Annotated in this window: 17 protein-coding genes; 1 reads left to right on the forward strand and 16 read right to left on the reverse strand. The window is 65.6% G+C overall.

Annotated elements, in window-relative coordinates:
* Positions 1–201: 201 nt before the first annotated feature.
* The 9 genes from C1Y63_RS03290 to C1Y63_RS03330 all read right to left on the reverse strand — a co-directional run bounded on the left by C1Y63_RS03290 (position 202) and on the right by C1Y63_RS03330 (position 12,868).
* Positions 202–1,161: an ArsA family ATPase gene (locus C1Y63_RS03290; protein WP_106015047.1), complete on the reverse strand. Its 960-nt coding sequence runs from the start codon at positions 1,159–1,161 to the stop codon at positions 202–204.
* Positions 1,152–1,424, reverse strand: coding sequence for a cory-CC-star protein (locus C1Y63_RS03295; RefSeq protein ID WP_369831012.1), 273 nt, complete (start codon positions 1,422–1,424; stop codon positions 1,152–1,154). Before C1Y63_RS03295 ends, C1Y63_RS03290 begins: the two co-directional genes overlap by 10 nt.
* Positions 1,424–3,085, reverse strand: a complete 1,662-nt coding sequence (locus tag C1Y63_RS03300; RefSeq protein ID WP_106015048.1) for a carbon starvation protein A — start codon at positions 3,083–3,085, stop codon at positions 1,424–1,426. The genes C1Y63_RS03295 and C1Y63_RS03300 overlap by 1 nt, the downstream gene beginning before the upstream one ends.
* 373 nt (positions 3,086–3,458) lie before the next feature.
* Positions 3,459–6,737 carry a choice-of-anchor M domain-containing protein gene (locus C1Y63_RS03305; RefSeq protein ID WP_158256071.1) on the reverse strand — a complete coding sequence of 1,093 codons (3,279 nt, stop codon included), beginning with the start codon at positions 6,735–6,737 and terminating at the stop codon, positions 3,459–3,461.
* 56 nt (positions 6,738–6,793) lie between these two features.
* Positions 6,794–7,660 carry an anchored repeat-type ABC transporter permease subunit gene (locus C1Y63_RS03310; RefSeq protein WP_106015050.1) on the reverse strand — a complete coding sequence of 289 codons (867 nt, stop codon included), beginning with the start codon at positions 7,658–7,660 and terminating at the stop codon, positions 6,794–6,796.
* Entirely contained in the window at positions 7,657–8,454 is a 798-nt protein-coding gene (locus C1Y63_RS03315) for a metal ABC transporter ATP-binding protein (protein WP_233195555.1), read from the reverse strand. The genes C1Y63_RS03310 and C1Y63_RS03315 overlap by 4 nt, the downstream gene beginning before the upstream one ends.
* On the reverse strand, positions 8,451–9,473 hold the full coding sequence (locus C1Y63_RS03320) for a choice-of-anchor M domain-containing protein (protein ID WP_146128848.1): 1,023 nt from the start codon (positions 9,471–9,473) through the stop codon (positions 8,451–8,453). Before C1Y63_RS03320 ends, C1Y63_RS03315 begins: the two co-directional genes overlap by 4 nt.
* A gap of 27 nt (positions 9,474–9,500) precedes the next feature.
* On the reverse strand, positions 9,501–11,117 hold the full coding sequence (locus C1Y63_RS03325) for an anchored repeat ABC transporter, substrate-binding protein (protein WP_106015052.1): 1,617 nt from the start codon (positions 11,115–11,117) through the stop codon (positions 9,501–9,503).
* Entirely contained in the window at positions 11,114–12,868 is a 1,755-nt protein-coding gene (locus C1Y63_RS03330) for a TIGR03773 family transporter-associated surface protein (protein ID WP_158256073.1), read from the reverse strand. Before C1Y63_RS03330 ends, C1Y63_RS03325 begins: the two co-directional genes overlap by 4 nt.
* Before the next feature lie 556 nt (positions 12,869–13,424).
* Here C1Y63_RS03330 and C1Y63_RS03335 point away from each other — a divergent pair.
* The gene (locus C1Y63_RS03335; protein ID WP_158256074.1) at positions 13,425–14,696 is read left to right on the forward strand and encodes a DUF5129 domain-containing protein; all 1,272 of its coding nucleotides are present in this window, start codon (positions 13,425–13,427) and stop codon (positions 14,694–14,696) included.
* A 122-nt stretch (positions 14,697–14,818) separates the two neighbouring features.
* Here C1Y63_RS03335 and C1Y63_RS03340 read toward each other — a convergent pair whose 3' ends face one another.
* The 7 genes from C1Y63_RS03340 to C1Y63_RS03370 form a co-directional block, all read right to left on the reverse strand.
* Positions 14,819–15,244, reverse strand: a complete 426-nt coding sequence (locus C1Y63_RS03340) for a metal-sulfur cluster assembly factor (protein ID WP_106015054.1) — start codon at positions 15,242–15,244, stop codon at positions 14,819–14,821.
* Between the two features lie 63 nt (positions 15,245–15,307).
* On the reverse strand, positions 15,308–15,763 hold the full coding sequence (gene sufU, locus C1Y63_RS03345) for a Fe-S cluster assembly sulfur transfer protein SufU (RefSeq protein WP_106015055.1): 456 nt from the start codon (positions 15,761–15,763) through the stop codon (positions 15,308–15,310).
* Positions 15,764–15,874: 111 nt separating this feature from the next.
* Positions 15,875–17,137 carry a SufS family cysteine desulfurase gene (locus tag C1Y63_RS03350; RefSeq protein WP_106015056.1) on the reverse strand — a complete coding sequence of 421 codons (1,263 nt, stop codon included), beginning with the start codon at positions 17,135–17,137 and terminating at the stop codon, positions 15,875–15,877.
* Entirely contained in the window at positions 17,137–17,892 is a 756-nt protein-coding gene (sufC, locus tag C1Y63_RS03355) for a Fe-S cluster assembly ATPase SufC (protein WP_106015057.1), read from the reverse strand. The genes C1Y63_RS03350 and sufC overlap by 1 nt, the downstream gene beginning before the upstream one ends.
* An 88-nt stretch (positions 17,893–17,980) precedes the next feature.
* Complete coding sequence (sufD, locus tag C1Y63_RS03360) at positions 17,981–19,165, reverse strand: Fe-S cluster assembly protein SufD (protein WP_106015058.1); 1,185 nt, start codon at positions 19,163–19,165, stop codon at positions 17,981–17,983.
* 2 nt (positions 19,166–19,167) lie between these two features.
* Positions 19,168–20,607, reverse strand: a complete 1,440-nt coding sequence (sufB, locus tag C1Y63_RS03365) for a Fe-S cluster assembly protein SufB (RefSeq protein WP_106015059.1) — start codon at positions 20,605–20,607, stop codon at positions 19,168–19,170.
* Positions 20,604–21,407 (reverse strand): metalloregulator ArsR/SmtB family transcription factor, encoded by an 804-nt coding sequence (locus C1Y63_RS03370; RefSeq protein WP_106015060.1) that lies wholly within the window; start codon positions 21,405–21,407, stop codon positions 20,604–20,606. The genes sufB and C1Y63_RS03370 overlap by 4 nt, the downstream gene beginning before the upstream one ends.
* Positions 21,408–21,508 lie beyond the last annotated feature (101 nt).

Below are 21,508 nucleotides of genomic sequence, written 5' to 3' on the forward strand. Positions count from 1 at the left end.
GCCGAACCGGACTCGGGGCCAGTTCCAGCGGGACGCGGACGGCAAGGTCAGATTCAAGTTCCGTGGCCGGGCCACGGCAGGAGAGTCGACGATGTCGCGGTTCGCGGCGGGTGAGACGTTGCGGCACTTGCGGGGGCCGTAGGTAGTGGGGCGTGAGCAGCCCCCGGATCCAGGGGTGGTCCGGGGGCTACTCGTCGTGCCTTAACTCCCCGGCAACAGCTCCTGGCGGAGCCGTTCGACAGCTGCAGTACCGGTCATGTCACCACCGAGCCACGGCACCTCCACGACCGGGACGTCGGGGCGGGCGCGGCGCAGCTCTGCGAGAAACCCCTCTTCGAGGTCCGCGCGCTGCGCCAGGAACTCGCCCTGGTCGCGGGGCGAACGCCGGTTGGCGATGAAGTCAGCCAGCCGCAGCCCCGCCTCGTCGAGGTGCCGGGCCAAGTCCAGGGATTCGGCGACAGGCATCCGCTCCGCGGTGAGCACGATATGGAAGGCTGCGTCGTCGGTGAGCCGGGCGCGGAAACGGCTGTAGAGGTTGCGGCGGGCAGTGAGGATCGCCCGGAGTTCCGCCGACCTGGGTTCGGGGTCCTCCCCCAGCAGGCGCGTGTCGTCAGCGCGCCGCATGCTGCGGGCCGCCCGGCTGAGCTTCTCACTGCGATCCTGGTGGCCGAGGAGCCCCTCCATCCAAGCGGTCATGAGCTCCGGCAACGCCAATAGCCGAGTGGTGTGCCCGGTCGGGGCGGTATCCACGACGACGGTGTCGTAGTCCTCGTCCATGGCGAGGTGGGCGAGCCTTTCAATGGTGGCGGCTTCCACCGTGCCGGGTGCCGTGGCCGCGAGCTCCAGGTGCTGCTCCACCGCCCGGTGCAGGCGGGGCGCGGTGAGTCGCCGCATGGTGCGGCGCACCTGCTCAATGTGGGCTGCTGCGGTGGCGTCCGGGTCGAGTTCCACGGCCGCCAAGCCGGGCGCGACCGGGGTGGGGTGCGCCGCAATCGGCTGCCCCAGCAGGTGCCCGATGTTGTGAGCGGGGTCTGTAGAGACCAGCAGCACCCTCCGGCCTTCGCCAGCGAGATGCCAGGCGGTGGTGGTCGCTAGGGTGGTTTTCCCCACCCCGCCCTTGCCGCCGAAGAAGTGCAGCCGGGCGCTGGTGTCTAGCAGCATGAGATCCCCTCCCACGGGGAGCGTTCCATGCCCATGCGGGTGTGCCAAGCATGGAAATTGTCGATGAGGATCGGGGTCAACTCCAACGTGTGATACGCCGCCGGGTTGGGGATGCCGAGTGCTTCCGCCATGACGTTGAGCATGAACAGGTCGTCGTGATCGCGGGCGGCGCGCGCCAGGGACGCCCGGTAGGGCGCATGATAGAACTCGTGCAGCCCCGCGCCGAGGTCCCGGAGGCGCTGCCGCAGCTGTCGCGCCGCCACTAGGCTGCGAGGGTTTCCCGGCGGGCCCGGCGCAGCGCGCCGACAGCCTCAATCGTCACCCAGACGGCGGCGACGAGGATGATGACGTCGAGGACGAGCAGCAGCCAGTTGCCGTCGGCGAGGAAGCCGGTGAGCTGAGTGGCCAACGCCCAGAAACTCATGACGAGCACGAACACCAGGGGGATCGCCACCGGCCAGAAGTTGCGACCCAGGCGGGCGAGGATCACGCAGATGATCGCCAGCGTCAGTGCGGCCATGAGCTGGTTGGTGGTGCCGAACAGGGGCCAGATGAGCATGCCGCCGGAACCGTCGCCACCCGCGGAGAACGTCAGACCCAAAGCCACCACGAGCACGATGACCGTGGCGACGGGCCCGCCGATGCGCACGCCGGCGATCTCGCCGATTTCCTGCACCACCAGGCGCTGCAGGCGCACACCGGTGTCCATCGTCGTCGCAGCGAACAGCACCGCCATCGTCGCCAGAATCGTCGACGACAGGGACGCCGGAATACCCAGGCCGTCGTTGATGATGGTGGAGCCGCCCTCCACGAAGGCCGTCACCCCGCCCTTACCGAAGGCGCTGTACACCTCCTGCCAATTCGCCAGAGTGCGGTAGCCGCCGGTGGTGGCGATGATCGCGCCGAGCGCCAGCAGCCCCTCACCGACCGCGCCGAAGTAGCCGACGAAGCGGGCGTCAGTCTCCTTATCGAGCTGCTTCGAGGACGTGCCGGAAGCCACCATGCCGTGGAAGCCGGAAATCGCGCCGCACGCAATGGTGACGAACAGCAGCGGCACCATCGACGGCGAGCCCTCCGGCATCGCATCATTGAGGGCGGGAGCAATGAGCGTCGGGTGGGCGATCGCCACCGACCCGTAGAGAATCGCCAGGCCGACGAACAGCTGCAGGCCGTTGATGTAGTCGCGGGGCTGCAGCAGCACCCACACCGGCAGCAGGGACGCCACACCGGCGTAGAGGAACAGCAGCACAATCCAGAACGCCTGCGGGCTCAAGCCCAGCACCTGTTCCGGGAGAACGATCGGCATGCGATCACCAAGCACCATGAGCCCGTAGAGCGCGATGACACCGACGACGGACACGACCGGCAGGTTCCAGTGCAGGCGGTAGATCGCCTGGCCGATGAGCACGGCCACAACGATGGCACCCCAGGTGGGGATCACCGCCGTCGGCGTACTCACCAATAGCTTCGCGATGACGACGGCGAACGCCGCATTCACCATGAGCAGCAGCAAGAAAATGACCACGAGGAACAGGTTGCGACCCCGGGCACCGATGTAACGCCCCGACAACGTACCGATCGACTGGCCTTTGTGGCGGCTCGACGCCCACAGGGCACCGAAGTCGTGCATGCCAGCGATGAACACGGTGCCGATCGTCACCCACAGGAACGCCGGCACCCAGCCCCAAATGACGGCGATGGCGGGGCCCACGATGGGCGCCGCGCCCGCCACGGAGGTGAAGTGGTGCCCCCACAGCACAAACTTGTTCGTGGGCACATAATCCACCCCGTCGTTGAGTTCGTGCGCCGGGGTGACGGCGGAGTCCTGAAGCTGATACACCCGGCGGGCGAGATACTTCGAGTACAGGGCGTACCCGGCGAGCATCATGGCCACGCCAATGAGCGCGAGGAGAACAGAGTTCACTGTGGTCGTCCTTCCAACGAATGCGTGGAGGTGGTAAGAGTCACAACAACGTAACAGTCAGAGTTCAGACATCCATAATCGCTACGCGCGGGCGTACCCCCACCACGCCGCCGACGTGTGGGAAACCGCCTCTCAGCAGCATCGCGGACAAGCCGCCCCACCCCCGGCGGGGGTGGGCTCAACACAACGAGGACACCCCATCGGAATGGCTGCGGCCCGCCCCTACTGCCTACGGCCATTTCCCATCGATACTTTGGGAATATTCCGGGGCGTGGATTGTCAACCACTGCTCCCCCAGGAGGCTCCCGTGGTGGTGGCATCGCCAGCGACGGATGCACCCCGCGTTGCCACTCACCCAGAGGGGAAACCGGAGTTAGCGCCGGTGACGCTGAGCACCGATCGACGCCCCGACAACTGCGCCGGCACCAAGGAGGCTCATGACACCGACGCCGACGAGCACTCCCTCCAGATATGAACTGTCCGCGACCGGCTGATAAGTCACCGTTTCCGGCACCGCGGGGGCAGCGGCAATCTCCGTGTCAAGGTTCGCCGGGGGCACCTGCGCTGCATCCAACGGCACGACCGCTGGACTGATAGTGCCGGCGGCAGCGACTGCCGGCTGCCCCACCTGTCGGGGCGCGGAGGCGGTGTGCGCTGCCGCAACGAAACCGCCTGAGACGGGGCCGTTGAGGTTGTTCCCGACAAGTGCGGCAGGTGTGGCGGTAGCACTGGCGGCCGGGGCGTGGTTCGTCTCACCGTGATTGCTTGTCGGCTCACTCGATCCGGCAACCAGCCAATCAAACAGTGTCGTCAACACGGTGTGCCCGCCAGCTACGATCTGTCCCAGCAGTCGTGCGATCGCCACCACAACGTCGACGAGTCCTCGCGCGACCCCCCACGTCGAACCTGTGACGGCGTCTGCCGGCGTCCGAGGGGGACGAGCAGCTGGACTCGAAGGCGTCGACGTCGCGGACGTGGAACTGTGGGTCGTGGTGCTCCGCGGCGCCGTCGGCGATGCAGTGGGGCGCGTGACCGTGGCAGAGGGTGGGGCGGGGATCGTCGTGCTACCCGTACCCGGCGCTGCACTCGGACCCTTCGAGGGCTGCGGAGTTGGCGTCAGGCTGGTGGAAGGCGTGGGAGTGACCCGCACCTCGGATGCTCGGCTAGTGGAAGGGACGCTCGGTGTCGTCGTCGGGGTTACCGCCACGGTTGTGGGGGCTGGTTTCTCAGCAGCGACCCGTGCGCGCGCTTCATCAACTGCCCGGCCGCCCACGGCGAAGAGCACGTCAATGTCCTTCGACTCCCTCACACCCTGATTCAGCCACGAGTAGTTCAACGTCGCCCGGTACTGGCCCGGGGCGCTGAAGAAGAAGTACTGGTGGTCGTGCGCGCGACCGCGGTACAGCATCGTGTGATCCTGATCGGCGGAGTCGAGAGTCTTATCCAACCCACCGAGGAAATCCATGTGCCCGCTAACCATGCGCCCCGGCCCCTGCCACTCAGTGAGCGCAACCGTCACCGTGTGGTCATCCGCTTGGTCGTGGTCGAAACGGTCGGTGCTGAAACCAAGCCAGGGAAGGTCCTGTTCTTGAACCTGGGGCAACGTCCACCCACCATCAACAAACTCGGTTCCCTCGTCCTGGACCGCGTAGGGCAGTTCACTATGAGCGCTGTCCGGGACGGCGATCACAAAGGTGCCGGAGTCCCGGAGTGTCTCGTGGGCCGGGTTTTCCCCGTCAAGCAGGCCGACCGTGGCCTGCCCCGGCTGGCCGCTCAAGGCAAGGTCCATATGTCCGCGCTCCACCACGTGCGTCGGCGCGAATCCAGCCCACACGTCTGGTGCCGTGGGCTCCGCAGCGGGCAGCCGACTACTCGTGGGCGTGGCGCTGGGCTGCTGCCGGGTGCTCGTCGGGGCGCTGGGGGCACTGGCAGTCGGCTCGGCAGGACGTGACGCGTCCACACCGGGCAACTCTGGGTAAGTGAATGGGTCCGCCCCGCGGAGCGGCGGACCGCTGCACTCCACCTGGGTGCCGGCCGGCAGGGGCGGCGCGCCAGGAGTGTGGCGTGCGCGCCAGGCATTGATGGCGTCGTTACCTACGAGAAAGGTCACTTCGGCGAAGCCGTAACGGTAGCGACTTGCTTCGACGTCAATGAAGAGATTCGCACTCGTGGAGTACACACCCGGGTGTGTAAACAGCCACCGGGTCGGTGTGTCATCGGCGGTCGGCAGGAGGAATGCCCGCGCGCCACCACCACCGTTGCGGCTCACAGGGGTGATGGTGTCACTGTCCTGACCGGTCACGCCGCCGACACTCAAGGCACCTTCAGGACCAGTCAGCATCATGTCGACACGGACTTTGCTGTGGGTGGGGATCGCAGAGTAGTCGACACCACGAGTGTCAAACCCGAAGGATGGAGCGTCTGCGTTTGCGGTCACCGGCGTGGCATACACCGCCGTGCTCCCACTACGCCGTGCAAGGTAGCCAAGGTACTCATCGTCCGCATCGACGCATCGCACCGTGCTATCAGGGACCTCGATGACAGGGGCACGACTGTGGGTGGTTCCGAGGCTATTACTCACCGTGTAGCTGGGGGTCTCATCGCCGTCAGAGTAGGTCAGCGCCAAGCGTGCGTCGCCCGCCTGCACGAGACCCTCCGGGTCAGGGTCCCAGAACTTGTTTTCCACGGTCTGATCAATTGCCGCGAGGTCCGCCGCGGGGGTCCTTGCACCCACCGTGGGATGAGGAGGCTCGCCGGTGGGCTCCTCAAGTCCCATAGCGCTGCGCTGTTCCTCCGCGCTCACGCCGCCCGTGGGCAAACCCACCGTCGTTCCCTCCGGGAGCCCCACCTGCTCATCGGTGCCCACCAACCAGTACTGGGTCACAGGCTTCGTCGTTTCCACCGTGCCGTCGTAATGACGGCCCCGCGCCTTCCAGGTCAGCGCGTAGATGCCAGGGGCGCTAAAGGTCCAGTCGTAGTGCCCGTGGCCGCCCACCTGGAGGCTCGTCCGGCGCTGCTCCGTACTGGAAAAATGCCTGCGGGCCGTTTTCCAGCCGGGAAGATAATTGAACACCTCCATCTCCCCGGGTCCAGAGAAGTCGACGAGTTCCAGGTCGATCATGTTGCCCACGAAGTCCGTAGGTACGTCGAACTCGTGGTGGGGGTCGAACGCTCCAAAGCCGGCCCAGATGGGCACGTGGCCATCGTAGAGATTAAACGGTGCGTGCCACAGCAGACTCCCCGGCTGGCCCAAGAAGCTCAGCTTCGGATCGCGGGGCACCACCATGCGGGAGACTTCCCGGCCGCCCGCAGCGGCCGGCGCGAGGCGCATGCAGGCAGAGTCGGAGTCGACCACCTCGGAGCCGTCGACCGTTGCGATGGTCAACTCCCCCGCATCGCGAGTGATGTAGGTGGCGTCGACGTGCGAGGCGTAGAGCACATCCCTGCCCGCACAGGGGTGAGCGGTACCGTCGGGAAGGGTGAGCCCAGCGTCAAGATGGACGCTGGTGCCCCGTTCGCCTGGCCGGTGGTGGGATTGCGCGGCGGCAGGTGGCGCGGCAGCCACCGTGATGCTCACCCCGCAAGCCACCAACAGCGCCACTGCTGCGCGGGGCCCGCCCCATCGGCGTGGGGAGAAAAAATGCAAAGTCACGGAAAATTCTTCTTTCTTGTGAGGTTCTTTGTCCGGGGCTCGCGAGCCCGACACTTCTAGTTTTGCGGTGCGGAGATGCGCACCGCAGGGAGCCTCCGTACCACGGGTGGGATTGCCCACGCAGCGAGGAAACACCCAGTCGTCACCAGCACGATGGTTGCGCCGGCCGGAGTGTCCCACGCCCACGCCAGATACACCCCGACGACGGCGCTGAGGGCTCCCAAGACTCCGGCGGTGACCATCATCGGAACCAGGCGGTAACACAACAGCCGTGCCGTAGCCGCCGGTGTGACCAGCAGGGCGAGCACGAGAACGTTGCCCACGGTGCGCACACTCACCACGACGGTGAGTGCGATAGCGATGTAGATGCCAAGGTCGACTGCGCGAACAGGCACCCCCATTGCGCGGGCTGTCATCGGATCCACGCTCGTAGCGACGATCAGACGGCCCGCAACAGCCATCAGCACGATCATGACGACGAGGGTGCCCGCCACCACTGCGGCGTCTGCTGCGCTCGCCCCAGTAAGGCTTCCGAAGAGGAAGCCGGTCACACTGGCCGAATAGGCCGGTGAGCGTGACAACACCACCAGGCCAATCGCGAACGACGCTGCAAAAAACACACCAATCGCTGAGTCCTCGCTCACGCGGCCCCGGTGGCTGACTGTCGCGATGAGCACCACGCACACCACAGCGGCGGCGAGCCCCCCGAGGAGGAGGCTTCCGCCGAGGACAAAGGCAATGGCGAGACCGGGGAAAACTGCGTGGGCGACGGCATCACCGATGAAGGCCATGCCGCGGACGACCACGAGGCTGCCAGTGAGCCCGCAGAGCGCAGCGCTCAACACCGCGACGAGCAGTGCCCTCGGCAAGAAGTCCAGCTGCGGGTTCGCCATGTCGGCGAGAAATTCCCACGGGGTAATCACGGACGCACCCCCGCCGGTCGCGGTGACGCCAGGCCGGCAGCCCGCAGCACCATGGTCTCCACGGCGTCAGCTGCTGCAGTGTCTCCGGCACTCGGCCGGAAGGTCTCTCGCCACGGCTGTGGTTCCAACACCTGGTCAACAGGGCCCTGCGCCACCACGCGTCCGCGGAGCAACACCACATGGTCGCAAAGCTCAACCGCCTGCCCAAGGTCGTGGGTAGCCATGACCACGGCGGTTCCGCTGTCACGCACCCGCTCGACAATCCGGCCCACCTCAACCTGGTTGGGGACGTCAAGTCCGGTCAGGGGTTCATCAGCGACGAGAAGATCGGGTTGAGCCGCGAGTGCTCTGGCAATCAACATGCGTTGGCGCTGTCCTCCGGACAAATGTCCGATCGGCCGCGTACTCAGGTCCACCATGTCGACGAGGCGGAGCGCACGCACTACGGCCCCGATATCGTCCTCGGTGAGGCGTCGCAGACCCATCGTTTGGGTCCTCCCGCTGAGGACGCACTCGCGTACCGTCATCGGGAAGTTCCAATTCACTCCGGAATGTTGGGGCACAAAGCCGATGACGGGGCGCCCCCGAGGTGACGTGACGGCACCTGCAGTCGGTCGCAGCGTCCCAACAATTGTGTGCAGCAGCGTCGACTTCCCGGCGCCGTTGGGTCCGAGCAACCCATAGATGCGTCCAGGCAAGACGTCCAGGTTCACGTCGCGCAGCACCTGCATCCGACCGCGGTTGACGGAAACACCCCGCACTGTCAGCAGTGGTGTGGCAGCCGTGGCGCTCATGGGGTCGCCTCCGGCATCGAGGGCTGGGCGTCCTTTTCCGCGTCCCAGGCGGCGCCGCGCGTGCCGCGGCTGCGCGCCCAAACAATGACAGCGACAAGCAAGACCAGCGCGCACCCTGCGCCCAGACCAAGCCACAGCAGCCGGTCAGAGTCGCCGTCCGCAATATCGGTGAGCGCTGCCGTAGCCTCCGGCGTGCGCATGGCAGCCGGTGCCGGCTCAGCAGGATCGTTGACTGTGGCCGCCAGCGCGAGCTGCGGATCCGTATCCCCGACTGCAAATCGGAGCACCGTTGTCACCGTCTGTGGCGGCCCAGTGGGGTAGTCAACGTCGGCCTGCAGCGTCAGTACATGGACTCCAGGGTCGCTAAACACCCAATTGGCGTGCACATGGGTGTTCGGTTCGATCCACATGCTCTGGGGGAGCACTTTTCTTCCGTCGACCAGTGCTTGCGGCGCCTCAAACGTGCCGGACTGGAGGAACAGGCTGGCTGTCCCCGGCCCCTGGTGCCCCGTGACGCTCAACGTCATGCCGGTGGGATGAGTGTCCAGGAAGCTGGGGGCTTGGGTGTTCCACCCTAGCCATGGCACATCCGCGACTTGGTTTTGGGGGATCGCCCACACCAGCTGGCCGGGGTCTGCCCCAGTGAGCCCATAGTCGGCGGAATCCGGCACCCGATTTTCTGCGGCCGCTCCCAGAACGAAAACCACGTCGTTGGGGTCGCGCCAAACCGGTGGTACGACGGTGTCGTCACGGATTTTTATTTCCAGTGCACCATCGTGGAACAGCGGCCCAAAGTCAGCGTGGCCTGAGTGCATCGCCACCGGGGTGCCCGGAGGAATCAGTTCCTCTTCGGCAGTGACAACGACATCGAGCGCAGGGTCGCGGGGTTGCGCCCCGACGGCAGGTACGCCCCCAGCAACGACAGCCGCTGCAAGCCCGACAGCCCACAGCCTCCGCCGGAAATGGTCGTCACGTTGCCTTGTCGTGGGGGCATCAAGGCAGTGTTGTCCAAGTGTCACGACAATACTTCTCCTTTTCTCGGTTTCTTATGACTGCGGCAGTGGGGTTGTGCCCCGGCCGCCCTCGGTTCCCAGACAGGTACGCAGTTCGCGTGCTGTGTGCTGGAGTAGCGGCACATACCCATCAACCCCCTCACGGGGGTCAAGGACTTCCCCATACAGGACGCACACCTTGACGCCTGCGCGGCCTGCAATGTCCTCCAAGGTGCGCTGGTGGGTTGTATCCAACGGCCCACGGAACACCGCGGGTAACTGCAGACCTTCGATCGCTGCAGCTACCTGGGCACGAGCCCTCGGCGTCGACTCCAGGCCGGCGTGGGCTGCCACCACGCCCGCCCGCCGCAACCCATACGCCTCCGTGAGATACCCGAAGCCGTCGTGGGTGGTGACGAGCCCGCGCCGACCAGGGGGTATCGCTGCGACTGCACGTCGGATCTCCTCCCCTGCTGCGTTCACCGCGTGCGCCGTACGTGCGCTGCGTTGCTGATAGACCGCCCGCTGGCCTGGGTCGACCTGTGATAAGGCGGCAGCGATGCTATCGAGGTAAGCGATCCCGTTGGCAGGGTCCAGCCAGGCGTGCGGGTCCGTGTCGCCGTGAATGTGCCGACCGACGACTGCTTGACGGAGTACAAACCACTGCTCGCCCCTCCGGCCGAGGAATCGGAAGTCCGTCGTCCGCGGGATCTCCATCACTGTGGTGGCCGGGACGGACACCACCGTGTTCTCAAGATCCCACTGCGGACGGACGTCCCCGGGCGTTGCCGGATCACCGACCAACACCAGCTCTCCATCTCGCAAGGTGACGTCAGCATGTCCCCGATCGATAACGTCGGGGGTTGTCCCTGTCTCGACGAGAGGGTGGGCGTATGGGTCGACGCCGACAGCAACCAAGAGATGCGCGCGTGCAGGCGGCTCGTTGTTTGGTCGGTCGGCGGTCGCCGCTTCAAGGTCAAGCGCGTAATAGCCTGGCTCGTTGAATGCCCACGACACGTGGGTGTGCGCGCCACGCGGCAGTCGCGTCGATGAACCTTCCTCGTCGCTGTCGAACAGCACATACGGCTGCCCGAAAGTCGCCGTTTGGAACGCGACGGCACGGCCTCCTGGGGGCACTGTGGCCCCGACGAGCGTCCATTCGGCCTCGCTGCCTGTCGCGGCGCCATTGTCGCTTCCGGCCGCGGAGGCGCCTCCGGCAGTGCTCGGCGGCATATCGACGCGCACTCCCAGCCACACGGTATCGAGGGCAGCGTCCTCCACAAGGGGAAGCAGGTACCCACCGTGGGCCGGCGCGTCCTCAGCCAGAAACACCACCGGAGTCCCCGGCTTCTTCACTGCCTGCACCGTGCGCAACACCCGCGAATCTTCGAAGAACAGCCCATTGGCCACTATGAGATCGGCGTGGGCAATCTCCCGAATTGTGCGTAACGTGGGCTCGAAGGTGTGGGGGTCCGCACCGTTGGGCACGATGGAACTCACATGTGCGGTCGGCATCGCTACCTGCCGCACCATGTCAGCAAACAGGGGCGTGGTCGCTACGATCTGCAGCTTTTCCCCAGTGTCCGGAGGCGACGGCTGCGAGCATGCCGTGGCACTCGCTACGACGGCCATCGCGATTGCGGTCACTCCTCGCCGAAGGCGAGAAGTCATCGCGGCCCTCCCAGCCAGGCCGGAAGAGTTCCGGTGTGCCACCCATGGAGGAGGGCAGCGCCGATGCTCAGCAAGCCGAGAGCTGCGAGGATCAATGCCCACAAAGGCGATGCCACGCCAGTCGAGGCCAACTGGGAGCCATGACCGTCCGTGGTCGTCGGCTGGTCGCTCGCACCCGGAGAGCAGGGGGTCCCGTCGGGAAGCGTCCACGTCCCCACGCCATCGCGGATGGTGGCCCCCAGATCAAAGTGGCCTTCGTTCACCTGTCGACCGGCTGCAGTGCCAGCGGACTTGCCAACGAGGAACCTCAGCGTCGTCGTGGCCGACATGCGGTGACCATCGGTGGACGTCGCGCTCTGCTCCACGGTCAGGAGATATTCGCCAGGTGCGCTAAACACCCAGTTGGGGTGGACATGGGTGTTGCGCGGAATTGTCACTTCCCCACTGAGGTGGTCGGCGGAGGCCTGGAACCAAGGAGTACCGATCACCTGGCCAAAATTGCCGCTGGTAAAAACTTCCAATCGACCAGGTCCCTGGAGGCTCACGGGTCGCCACGTCACCTCACCAGTCGTGGAACGCTGGAGATCCTCGTCCATGGTATTCGCGCCCAGCCAGGGCACACCGGCAATTTGGGTCGCTCCAATGGTGTAGATCTCGCTTCCCGCCTCGATGCCCTGCAATCCTGCAGGGGCCTGCGCTCGGGCACGCTCCCCCACAACGAAAGTGACAGATGCCGGGTCGCGGAACACCGCGGGGTGCACCGTGTCGTCTTTCAGCTGGGCGACGAGCCCCGTCCCGGTCGATGTCTGCCGGCATTCGGGGACCGTGGCGGTTGCGTGAATAGGCTGGGCCGAGTGACCACCACGCTCACTGCTACCAGACGACGAAGAGGAGCCGCTGGGCGCTTGACGAGGAGCCGGTGAAGGAGTTTTCTTCGGGGGATCCGAAGGAAGCGGGGGGACTACTGGCACGGATGGTGCGGGCGGAACAGCAATCGGGGGCACGGCCCCCGAATCAGGAGCAGGAGTGAGGTCTCGGGAGTCCACCGCGGTGGCGTCCCCCACCGCCCAGGTGTAGGTCACCTGGGGGCTGGAAACAGTTGTGCCATAGCGCTCACCCTGGGCATGGGCGGTGAAGGTATAGACGCCGGGCTCCGTGAACATCCAGTACGCATGCACGTGAGCCGGGGTGGCCTGGTGGATGCGGGAGCCATCGTGGAAACTCAATTCACCATCCGCCAGAAGCGGCTGAAGTTCCTGGGAGAAGTTCTTCTGCGTGAACAGGTACACGGTGCCGGGACCCCGTACCTGATCGATGACGATGTCGATAGCCTCAAATCCAGCGGGCGAGACCTCCAAGGTGTCCCACCCGGGCCACAGCAACCCTTGCACCTGAGTCAAGGGCAGCACATAGCCGCTTGACGCAATGTCCGGGTGGCTGGCGAGGTCGGCACTGTATGCCGCATCACCGACACGGAACACCACATCTTCCGGGTTGCGCAGCACCCCATGGCCGGTGATGTCCTCTTTCACCTGCAGGGTGAGTCCGTCATCGTTCGGGATGACGGTGAAGGCATCGACGTGACCGTCTGCCAATTCCACGGCATCTGCGGCCACAGCGACACCAGCTGCCCCCAGGAGCATGCCGAGGCTTGCGGCAATGGCGAGCAGCAGTCGCGTCGCCGTACTCGACAGCTCCTGCGCGTGGGTGCGGATGCTTGGCTCTCTACCGGGCACATGTCGGGAGGTCATGGGGTGCGCCCCCGGGGGAGGCGGAAAAATCGTGAACATAAAATCCTTCGTTGACAACGACGAACAGCGGTCACACCGACAGCTAGTGGAAACGATGTGCAGAGTCAGTTCTAGCAAAATGAAAACCCCTCCGCAAGCGATATTCATTAACGGTTCGTTGATGAACATCCCCACACCCCCGACGATGCCCGACAGGCTAATCACACAGACATCATGGGCCTCATCGCCACCTCTCGACATGGGCCAATGCAACTCCCCACCGACAACGTCAGGACACCGTCGCCATCGTCCGTCTACCCCCACACCACGCATCCCTGCAGCCACTATCCCCCTGTCCCCATCCCTGACACACCACACCACAGCGACCAGTTTCCATATACTGGAGCCCATGAGAATTATGCGCGCGACAAAACTATTCCGCCACGCGCTTGGTGCGCTGGCCGCCGGAACGCTCGCAGTGTGCACCACAGGAGCCCTCCCCCATGCCGCAGCTGTTCCACCAGCACTCATCGATGCGTCCCCCACCGCGACACCACAAGGATCAGTGGAGGTCAGGGTGTGGTCGAACGACCCGACGATTACCAGTGCAGACGTCGACTTCCTCCGCAAGGAAACCGACAGAATCCCCTTTCCGCCACAGGTCACCCACGTCGACTATGTCGTCTTTAGCTCTGGCGCAGACAATCTCAACGACACCACCCTCGCTTTTGCGACTGAGCAGCGACGTGACCTCATTAATGCCACGGAAACCAAATGGGCCCCTGGCCACCTCATCGCAGTGGTCAGCCTCGACCCCCGCCGCAACGGTATCTACTGCGGCGACGATGTCTGTTCAGCTCTGCAGCTCGCTGGCACAAGCCATTTGGATTACTCCCTCGATGCAATGAAACCTTCACTGCGCCAAGGCAACATTGCGGCAGGGCTCTTCGAAGGCGTCAAGGCCGCCTCCGACCCCACCCTGAGGCGCACCGACAACGACACGTCGAAAGGCACCTCTGTCTGGTGGCTTCTCCTCGGTGGCGGTTCTGCGGCACTACTGCTTGGGTACGGCATCCGTCGCGGCGCTCGGCAGGGTGCCGAGTTGACCAAGCGTCACAACAGACTCATCACCGAATGGTCACGTGTCGCTCACCAGCTCGACGACTACGACATCCGCGCCAATAGCTTGACCAGCGTTTTTGCTGACGCCCAGTTGCGCCACGAGTGGACCGAGCTCCGCGACGGATTCGTCGCCGTCGAAGAGCAGCTCCACACAATCCCCGAAGCCCCCACGGAGCAAGACCTTGCCCCCTACGCCCAGGACCTCACCGAGGCGGAGCGCACCCTGACCATGATGAAGAACGCACAAAACAATATCGATGTGCTCTACGACGTCGAGCACGGCGACGTGCAACGGCGAATCATCGAGGCCACCAAACTTCACCTCGAGCTCCAAAAGGCGCTCCGCACGACGGACGACACCGCAGAGATCGAACAACTCCGGGAACTCGACGCGCGCGCACTCCTCCTGCGTGATGAGCCTGAAAGGGACACCTTCCTCGATGACTTCGCGCTACTCATTGCTGATATCGCCGAAATCACCGAAGCGATCGCCGCGAGCCACTACTCCGACACCACTCGGCGATCGACGCCAAAGCTCACTAGCTACGACTGGTCGCTCGGCACCGGCTACCACGACTACGTGCCCTTGACTGTGTGGGAGACATGGCACGACTACGATCACGCACCGGTTGCGTCCGCCAGCGACGGCAGCTGGGGCGCATCCAGCTCCAGCACTTCTTACTCCTCGGGCGGTTTCAGCGGTGGCGGAGGCTCCAGTAGCTGGTAGCTGACTCACCTCGACGTTCGAGGTGCTCGACGAGGTACACCCCTCCGTGCACGCTCCTTGAGACTAGGCTCACGAGCCGACACGAAGGGGTGAGATTCCATGCCCAACGTCTGTGACGGGCCCTATACGCTAAACCCCAGGGCACGCAGCTGCTCGCGCCCATCTTCGGTGATCATCGCCGGCGTCCACGGCGGCATCCACACCCACTTGATGGTGAGCTTGGAGGCCACCTTGTTACCCACTACAGCTTGCTCCGCCTGGTCCTCCAACACGTCCGTCAGCGGACACGCAGGCGAGGTCAACGTCATCTCGATGACGGCCTCGTCGCCGTTTTCGATCCAAATGTCGTAGACCAAACCCAGGTCGACGACGTTGATGCCGAGCTCCGGGTCAATGACGTCGCGCATGTACTCCTCGACGTCGAAGGCGCGGGCCTCGTCGGCCTCGGACTGCGGCGGCTTCACCTTCTCCGCGGCCTCGGCGCGCTCCTCGCTGCGATCGGCCGGCAGGGTGGTCTCGTTGTCCTCGACAGGGGTGTTCTCAGTCATCGGCTTCCCGTGAAATCAGTGGCCGCCCCAACAACCGGGCGGCGAAAAACGTGTGTGTGGTCTCTACTCGGCGCTTTTGTGCTCCACCGCGTCCGCGGCCGCAGCCTGGAATGCCTTCCAGCCCAGCAGCGCGCACTTGACGCGGGCGGGGTACTTGGACACCCCGCCGAAGGCGACGCCGTCGCCCAGCACCTCCGGGTCGCCTTCAATCGTCCCGCGGGAGGTCACCATCTCCTCAAAGGCGGCGAGCTTGTTCACCGCCTCCGCCAGCGGCAGGCCGACGATCTCCTCGGCCATCACCGACGTCGAGGCCTGGGAGATGGAACACCCCTCAGCCTCGTAGGAGATGTCCTTGACGGTGGAGCCGTCCTCGTCGAGGAGGATCCGCAGCGTCAACTCGTCGCCGCAGGAGGTGTTGACGTGGTGCACCTCTGCATCGAATTCATCATTCAACCCCGCGTGGGTGGGGTGACGGTAGTGATCGAGGATCACTTCCTGGTACATCGACTCCAGGTTCACGACAACACGCTCCTTAACTGTCTTCGGGCCGGCGGGGCCCACTGTACAGTGCCACACGGCACCGGCTAGATGCTGCAACGCCCAGGGTGCGGGAAAACTTCCCCCGCAGGGCTAGCGGCCGAAAAACTCGGCCGCCCGGCCCACCGCCCGCGCCAACGCCTCGATCTCCTCGTGGGTGTTGTACAGGTAGAAACTCGCCCGCGCGGTCGCCTGGGCGTCGAGTGCCCGGTGCGCCGGCCACGCACAGTGGTGGCCGACCCGGATGCAGACGCCATCGTCGTCGAGCACCTGCCCCATGTCGTGGGGGTGCACCCCATCCAACACGAAGCTCACGGCGGAGCCGCGGCGCTCGGCGGTGCGGGGACCGACGATACGAACCCCGTCGATGGCCTGCAGCGCCTCCAGGGCGTGGGCGGTGAGCTCGTGCTCGTGGGCGGCAATCGCGTCCATGCCCACCTCGTCGAGGAAACGCACCGCCTCCCCGAGGCCCACCACCTGACTATTCATCATGGTGCCGGCCTCAAAGCGCTGCGGCGGCGGGGCGAAGGTCGAGCCGTCCATGCGCACAATTTCGATCATGGAACCACCGGTCATAAACGGCGGCAGCTGCTCCAGCAGCTCGCGTGTGCCGTAGAGCGCGCCCACACCCGTCGGCCCGCACATTTTGTGGCCGGAGAAGGCCGCGAAGTCGACTCCCAGGGCGTGGAAATCGATCGGCATGTGGGGCACCGACTGGCACGCGTCGAGCACGACGAGCGCGCCGACCGCGTGGGCGGCCGCCACAACGGCCTCCACATCGGTGACGGCACCGGTGACGTTCGACTGGTGGGTGACCGCCACGACTTTGACGTTGCCTTCGCTCAAGTCGAGTGCCGCCAGGTCGATGCGACCATCCTCGGTCGCGGGGAACCAACGCAGCGTCGCACCCGTGCGGCGGCAGAGTTCCTGCCAGGGCACGAGGTTCGCGTGGTGTTCCAGCTCCGTGACGACGACGGTGTCGCCGGGGCCGACCGCCAACTCGCCTGCGCGCCGATCACCCAGGGTGAAGGCCACAAGGTTGAGTGCTTCCGTGGCGTTCTTCGTGAACACCAGCTCATCGTCATCGGCACCGACGAAGCGGGCGATGTCGTGGCGGGCGGTCTCGTAGGCGTCGGTGGCTTCCTCCGCCATGGAGTATGCGCCCCGGTGCACGGGCGCGTTGCACCCGAGCACGAAGTTCTGCTCCGCCTCCCACACGCGCAGGGGGCGTTGGCTGGTCGCGCCGGAATCCAGGTAGACAAGCGGCTTGTCGCCCCGCACCGTGCGGCTCAGGATGGGGAATTCCTGCCGCACGGCGGCGACGTCCAAGCGGCCATCGGGGAGACGGAAACTCATCACAGGAAGCGGTCGTAGCCGTTGGCCTCGAGCTCGTCGGCGAGCTCCGGGCCACCGGACTCGACGATGCGGCCGTCGGCGAAGACGTGCACGAAGTCGGGCTGGACGTAGTTGAGGATGCGCTTGTAGTGGGTGATCATCAGCACGCCACCGTTCTCGCGCTCCTTGTAGCGGTTAATGCCCTCGGACACCACGCGCAGTGCGTCGACGTCCAGGCCGGAGTCGGTCTCGTCGAGGACGGCGAACTTAGGCTTGAGCAGCCCCAGCTGCAGCACCTCGTGGCGCTTCTTCTCACCGCCGGAGAAGCCCTCGTTGACGCTGCGCTCGGAGAAGGCCTTGTCGATGGCGAGCTCTTCCTGAGCCTCGCGCACCTCCTTGACCCAATCGCGCAGCTTCGGGGCCTCGCCGCGCACGGCGGTGGCGGCGGTGCGGAGGAAGTTCGCCATGGACACACCCGGCACCTCGACCGGGTACTGCATGGCGAGGAACAGGCCGGCGCGGGCGCGCTCGTCCACATCGAGGTCGAGGAGGTTGACGCCGTCGAGCAGCACCTCGCCCTCGGTCACTTCGTACTTGGGGTGGCCGGCGATGGTGTAGGACAGGGTCGATTTGCCGGAGCCGTTGGGGCCCATGATGGCGTGGGTTTCACCGGAGTTGATGGTGAGGTTGACGCCCTTGAGGATTTCCTTCGGTGCCGCGCCCTCCTCGGTGGGGCGGACCTGGGCGTGCAGGTTTTTGATTTCGAGAGTGCTCATGGGTGAGGTCACCTTTTCGTGTCAAGCAGGGCACACACGCCCCCACCGGGCGCAAGGGCCGGCGGGGTGTCGTGGGTGGACGGAGGGGTTACAGCGGGGTGTTTTCCAGCTCGTGGGCGATGCGGTCTTCGAGGGTGTCGCGGAGTGCGGCTTCCGGGATACGGGAGATGACCTCGGAGAAGAAGCCGCGCACGATGAGGCGGCGGGCGGCCGCCGGGGTGATACCGCGGGACAGCAGGTAGAACAGCTGCTCATCATCGAAGCGGCCGACGGTGGCGGCGTGACCGGCACCGGCGATCTCGCCGGTTTCGATCTCGAGGTTCGGCACCGCGTCGGCGCGCGCACCCTCGGTGAGCACGAGGTTGCGGTTGACCTCGTAGGTATCGGTGCCCTGCGCGTTGGAGCGGATGAGCACGTCGCCCACCCAGGCGGTGCGGGCCTCCGGCTTGTCGGAGTCGGCGTCGGCCTGCAGCGCACCCTTGTACATGACGTTGGAGCGGCAGTTCGGCACGGCGTGGTCGACGAGCAGGCGTTGTTCGAAGAACTGGCCATCGTCGGCGAAGTAGACGCCGAGCAGTTCGGCGTCGCCGCCGGGCTGGGTGAACTTCACCTGGGGCACGTTGCGCACCACGCCGCCGCCGAAGGTGGCCACGGTGTGGCGGAACACGGAGTCACGGCCGAGGACGGCGCGCTCGCCGGCGCAGTGCACGGCGTCGTCGTCCCAGTCCTCGTGGACCACGACGGTGAGGCGGGCGTTGTCGCCGACCAAGTATTCGTGGTTGTCGGCGTGGGTGCCGGTGCCCACGAAGTGCAGGTTGACAAAGGCGCTCGCGCCCTCTTCCACATCGATGACGAGGGTGCCGAAGGTGGTGACCTCCGGCCCCTTGCCCGTCACGGTGATGGTGATGGGCTGGTCAATGTGCGCATTCTTGGCGATGTGCACCAGCTGGCCGCCCTGGGAGGACGTCCACGCCTGGGCGCCGATGCGATCCACGGCACCGCCGGTGCGGCCCAGCCGCGGGTCGCCCTTGGCCAGGGTTTCCACGGTCACGCCTTCTGCACCCGCGGGGACGTCGACGGTGACGTCCGGGGTGTCTGCCGGGGCGAAGCTGCCGTCGTGCAGGCCGCGCAGGCGGCGCAGCGGCACGAAGCGCCACACTTCGTCGCGGCCACGGGGGACCTCGAAGTCAGCCACATCGAAGGAAGTGAACAGGTCACCCTTGTTGTTGTGGTAGGTGGCATTTTTGACGGGAGCGGTTTGGGGGGTGGTCACTTCTAGCCCACCGATCCTTCCATCTGCAGTTCAATGAGGCGGTTGAGCTCGAGGGCGTATTCCATCGGCAGCTCCTTGGCAATCGGCTCGACGAAGCCACGGACGATCATCGCCATGGCCTCATCCTCGGCCACGCCGCGGCTCATGAGGTAGAACAACTGGTCTTCGCTGACCTGGGACACGGTGGCCTCGTGGCCGAGCGAGACGTGGTCGTTGCGGATGTCGTTGTAGGGGTAGGTATCCGAACGGGAAATGTTGTCGACGAGCAGGGCGTCACATTCCACGTTGGAGGTGGAGTGGTGCGCGTCCTTGTTGACCTGCACCAGGCCGCGGTAGGCGGCGCGGCCACCGCCGCGGGCCACCGACTTGGAGACAATGTTGGAGGACGTGTGCGGTGCCATGTGCACCATCTTCGCGCCGGTGTCCTGGAACTGGCCTTCGCCGGCAAAAGCGACGGACAGCACCTCGCCCTTGGCGTGGGGGCCGGTCATCCACACGGCCGGGTACTTCATCGTCACCTTGGAGCCGATGTTGCCGTCCACCCACTCCATGGTCGCGCCCTCTTCGCACTTGGTGCGCTTGGTGACGAGGTTGTAGACGTTGTTCGACCAGTTCTGGATGGTGGTGTAGCGGCAGCGGCCGCCCTTTTTCACGATGATCTCCACGACGGCGGAGTGCAGGGAGTCCGACTTGTAGATCGGCGCGGTGCAGCCCTCGACGTAGTGCACGTAGGCGTCCTCGTCGACGATGATGAGGGTGCGCTCGAACTGGCCCATGTTTTCCGTGTTGATGCGGAAGTAGGCCTGCAGCGGGATGTCGACGTGCACACCCTTGGGCACGTAGATGAAGGAGCCACCGGACCACACAGCCGTGTTCAGCGCGGAGAACTTGTTGTCGCCGGCGGGGATGACGGTGCCGAAGTACTCGCGGAACAGCTCCGGGTGCTCCTTGAGCGCGGTGTCGGTGTCGAGGAAGATCACGCCCTGACGCTCGAGGTCCTCGCGGATCTGGTGGTAGACGACCTCGGATTCGTACTGGGCGGCCACACCGGCGACCAGGCGCTTCTTTTCCGCCTCGGGGATGCCGAGCTTGTCGTAGGTGTTTTTAATGTCCTCGGGCAGGTCATCCCAGGTGGTGGCCTGCTTCTCCGTGGAGCGGACGAAGTACTTGATGTTGTCGAAGTCGATGCCGCTCAAGTCCGCACCCCAGGTGGGCATGGGCTTCTTGTCGAAGATCTCCAGCGCCTTCAGGCGGTTCTGAAGCATCCACTCGGGCTCGTTCTTCTTGGCGGAAATGTCGGCGACGACGTCGCGGTTGAGGCCGCGCTTCGCGGCCGCGCCGGCGGCGTCGCTGTCGTGCCAGCCGTAGTTGTAGGCACCAATGGACTCGATGATTTCGTCATCGGTGCGTGGCGCGTCGGCCCTGTCAGTTGCCTGAGTCACTGTCGAGGCGCTCCCTTCGTGTGAGCAGTGTGGGTGATGGGCGTCAGGGGAAGACAATTCCCCGGAACCTTCGATGACGCAGTCTCCGCGCCGCAGTCACAGCCGCCGTCGCTCCCGCAGCAGTCCTCAGCGCTCCCGAGGAACGCGAGGGTCGTGGGGATGTGGGTGGTGCAGATGTCGTGCCCGTCGGCGATCGATGCGAGTGGTTGCACGTGCTGGCCGAAGAGTTCAGCCAGGGCTTCGTGTTCCGCTTCGCACAGCTCGGGGTGCTCGGAGGCCACCTCACTGATCGGGCAGTGGTGCTGGCACAGCTGCACACCCCGGTCGGTGGCGCGAACCTCCGCGGCATAGCCGTGGCGGCTCAGCACCTCGGCGATCCGTTCGGCTTTCTCCTCGGGGCTGAACTCCGCGTGGCTGGTCGCCTCGGACACGTCGGCCAACATGCGGGCGGCGCGTTTTTTGGCGAACGCTTTCACCGCCACACTGCCGCCGGTTTCCCGCAGTGCTTCCACCGCGAGGGAGGCGAGAGTGTCGTAGTCGTGCCCGAAGTGCTGGCGCCCTGCCGGGGTGAGGCGGAAGGCTTTGGCCGGCCGGCCGCGCCCCTTGTTGGGGGTGCGGGCGGGGCAGGTCTCCACCAGCCCATCCTCCAGCAGGTTGTCGAGGTGGCGGCGCACACCGGCTGCTGCGAGTTGCAGGTGCGAGGCGATATCGGCGGTGGTTTGGGGGCCGCCGGTGAGCAGGCGACGCAAAATGGCCTGGCGGGTATCACCCTCCACGGCGCGTAATGCGGCGTTGGTCATCGCAGCTCGTCGCCTCCTTCCCTCACTAGTGGTGTGCCTCGCCGACGCCCACGCACCACCCCAGGCGCCGGACTCCTCCCCCGATCTGCTCGGCACGCCAC

It is taken from the genome of Corynebacterium sp. 13CS0277 (assembly GCF_002994655.1).
Taxonomy (GTDB): domain Bacteria; phylum Actinomycetota; class Actinomycetes; order Mycobacteriales; family Mycobacteriaceae; genus Corynebacterium.

Bases quoted from the DNA above. Each gene is read 5' to 3' on its own strand.
- C1Y63_RS03340 (WP_106015054.1), bottom strand. From the start codon at position 15,244: ATGACTGAGAACACCCCTGTCGAGGACAACGAGACCACCCTGCCGGCC.
- C1Y63_RS03350 (WP_106015056.1), bottom strand. From the start codon at position 17,137: ATGAGTTTCCGTCTCCCCGATGGCCGCTTGGACGTCGCCGCCGTGCGG.
- C1Y63_RS03330 (WP_158256073.1), bottom strand. From the start codon at position 12,868: ATGACCTCCCGACATGTGCCCGGTAGAGAGCCAAGCATCCGCACCCAC.
- C1Y63_RS03290 (WP_106015047.1), bottom strand. From the start codon at position 1,161: ATGCTGCTAGACACCAGCGCCCGGCTGCACTTCTTCGGCGGCAAGGGC.
- C1Y63_RS03370 (WP_106015060.1), bottom strand. From the start codon at position 21,407: ATGACCAACGCCGCATTACGCGCCGTGGAGGGTGATACCCGCCAGGCC.
- C1Y63_RS03315 (WP_233195555.1), bottom strand. From the start codon at position 8,454: ATGAGCGCCACGGCTGCCACACCACTGCTGACAGTGCGGGGTGTTTCC.
- sufC (WP_106015057.1), bottom strand. From the start codon at position 17,892: ATGAGCACTCTCGAAATCAAAAACCTGCACGCCCAGGTCCGCCCCACC.
- C1Y63_RS03325 (WP_106015052.1), bottom strand. From the start codon at position 11,117: ATGACTTCTCGCCTTCGGCGAGGAGTGACCGCAATCGCGATGGCCGTC.